Annotated in this window: 2 protein-coding genes; both read right to left on the bottom strand. The window is 55.2% G+C overall.

What is annotated here, in order from left to right; genetic code table 11:
• Nucleotides 1-24: 24 nt before the first annotated feature.
• A complete protein-coding gene (locus ACH107_RS32005) occupies nt 25-1,008 on the bottom strand; it encodes a hypothetical protein (protein ID WP_412509660.1) in 984 nt (327 codons plus the stop codon).
• A 6-nt stretch (nt 1,009-1,014) separates the two neighbouring features.
• The gene (locus tag ACH107_RS32000; RefSeq protein ID WP_412509659.1) at nt 1,015-2,346 is read right to left on the bottom strand and encodes a hypothetical protein; all 1,332 of its coding nucleotides are present in this window, start codon (nt 2,344-2,346) and stop codon (nt 1,015-1,017) included.
• Between the last annotated feature and the right edge of the window lie 85 nt (nt 2,347-2,431).

Raw genomic sequence — 2,431 nt, 5'->3', positions numbered from 1 at the left:
TTGAGTTCTACGCGCCGGACGCGCCTACCGGCCGCACAAAATGTAGCGCCCGTTCAACCCTTGATGAGCCCGGCAACCCACAGAGATCGAGAAGGGACCCAAAAGTTTGAGATATTGCGCACTCGTAATGTAATCAAGCGACACCTCGGCCACCCTGAAGCCCTGCCGTTTTTGCGGCTCGTCCTCAACTTTGTCGATGTTGGAAACAAGGCGTGTAACCTCCTCAACCCTCGCTTCAGGCCCGTACACGAAAATCACCTCCTCAGCCGAGCTGAACGTGACATACTGTGAAAGCGCGTCGGGAATGAGCGCCTCGACGGTGTCAGACGATACGTTATTCAGAACGATACGCCGGGAGGAGTTTTTTGAAACTGAATCGAGCGCTGCAACCAGCGCCATTATTTCTCGAAGGATATCTGCTGGCGCCCGAATGTACAACAAATCAGCCTCCGGTGTCACCGTGATGAATTTCCAAAACTCCTCCGGCAGGAGCTCAAAAATAGTTAATCCGGAAACGTTTTCCGGAGTGAATATCTCGCTGTTTGACACACCGAGTGAGAAGGCTGCGTCGCGGTTCGGATCGTAAACGAAAATGTAATCCTCGAACTCCTCGAAGTCGTAGCGCGTGCCTGAAAGGATCATATCCACCGACTCGACGGCGGTCTTGGCCTCGATCGCCAAGCTGACAAGGCCAGTGACATTTTCAGTCGCGACGATATTTACGCCGGTTTGCATCGCGACCTGTTGTAAGGCTTCATAAATGTTCGATTGAAAAAATACATTCGAAAATGTCTCCGATGTCTGCCCATGGGCGGGACGTACATGATCGGCAGACCAAGCGCACACGCTCAACCCAACGATCGTCAGCGCGCGTCTCAGAGATCTATACAAGATGTTCAAGGCAACATTCGTTCCGGCTGCAAAGGAGAAGATGCTGTCCGCGACAATTATCGCTACGTAGCGATACACAGCGCTGAGCTTTCGTGTTGCCGTGCAGAAATGGCGCATCTTTGGTCAATCTCTTTGAACGTCGAGCCGGCCAGACTCATCGACGCTGACCTCAAAACGTCGCAGGGTTTCGCCTTTGTTTATGAGCGAAATCGAATATATATCCGGCCGCTCTCGAGTCCTGTCCAAGACGTCGTAAATTAGAGTGAGTTGGTCACGGGGCTGCGCGAAATCGGTGGCGTCAAGAACGGCGCGGTGCACCGTAGAGAGACGGGAATCACGAACAACAATACTGAGCTTTGGCACCTCGACCTGGCTGCCGACGTTTGTCAGGCGGATTGCAAGCTGGGGCGTTGGGCCATCGTTTTGCGCGACCCGAAAATCGGTGACTTCGTATCTGGCCGTGCGATCAGTCGTCTGGTCGCCGACGTAAACTTCACTCGAAGCAACTACGACGCCCGACTGTACCGCGAACTGTAATGTGGCAGTGAGGAAGCTTTCAGGGTAATCTCGTGGCAGTGAAGCCGTCACTGGAACGCCGAGAACAGCACCGGGGAGAATTTGGACACGGGGCTGCAAGATATTGATGGCGCCGACATTCGCTGTTTCACCGTCAATGTTTCGTTCGATCACGCTCACATCGAGCACTTCCGACGTCGTTCCGTAGTTTCTGACTTTCACGATCTGCGAGCGGGTCGCGCCACGTGGCAGTTCGAACTGAACCATTCGTGGCTCCGAGAAAATGTTCTGGGTCTTGGATATCTCGACAGAGCGTTCGTTCGAAGTCGTATCCGCGATGGTCACCGCCAATGTGGAGGTCGGTGTACGGCGACCCGCGTACTGGAGATATACATCGATTTCATAGTCGCCCGCAGGCAGTCGCCTGGGGATCAGAGAGCGGACGGTACCCCGCTCCAGCGGACGATAACTGATAGGTTGGCTACTGCCGCTGGCGACGAGAAACGGTTTGGACTCTCCGACCCATTTCACACGGTAGTTGTGGACGAAGGTGACGAGATCGTTGCCGACATTCTCCGCCTCAAGCGTCAATTCCGTCAAGAACCGCTCTTCCAATTGCCTGACCCGGAGTTCCGCTGATCGTGGCTCGACCCGCTGAACGATGCGCGTGCCTGTGACTGTCAGGTCGAGCGGGACATTGTAACCGAGGCGGACCATGTCCTGCTCATCGCTACCGTTTTCGAGGACGAACAGGGCAAGGTCGAAGAAATAGCGACCGCCAGCGTCGGCGGGCACGGAAATCTCCAGCGGCAAGGTCGTTGTCCCTTCGCGCAGTGCGACCTCGTCATCGTAGGTGAACCATTCGAGGGCGGAGTTGCCGTCGACGAAACCGGCACTGTTGCGATCCCGGAGCAGCAGGCCGATCTTGGGTTGGGGCACGGTTTCCTGAGACAGTTCATAGCGCTAATTTTCCATCGAAGGAGAATGGACCATGGACGACAAGAACAGCTCGACACCTGGCGCG

It is taken from the genome of Roseovarius halophilus (ex Wu et al. 2025) (assembly GCF_047086965.1).
This window is presented reverse-complemented; position numbering and strand designations above follow the sequence as displayed.

Coding starts and splice junctions, on each gene's coding strand:
- ACH107_RS32005 (WP_412509660.1), bottom strand. CDS start 1,008: ATGCGCCATTTCTGCACGGCAACACGAAAGCTCAGCGCTGTGTATCGC.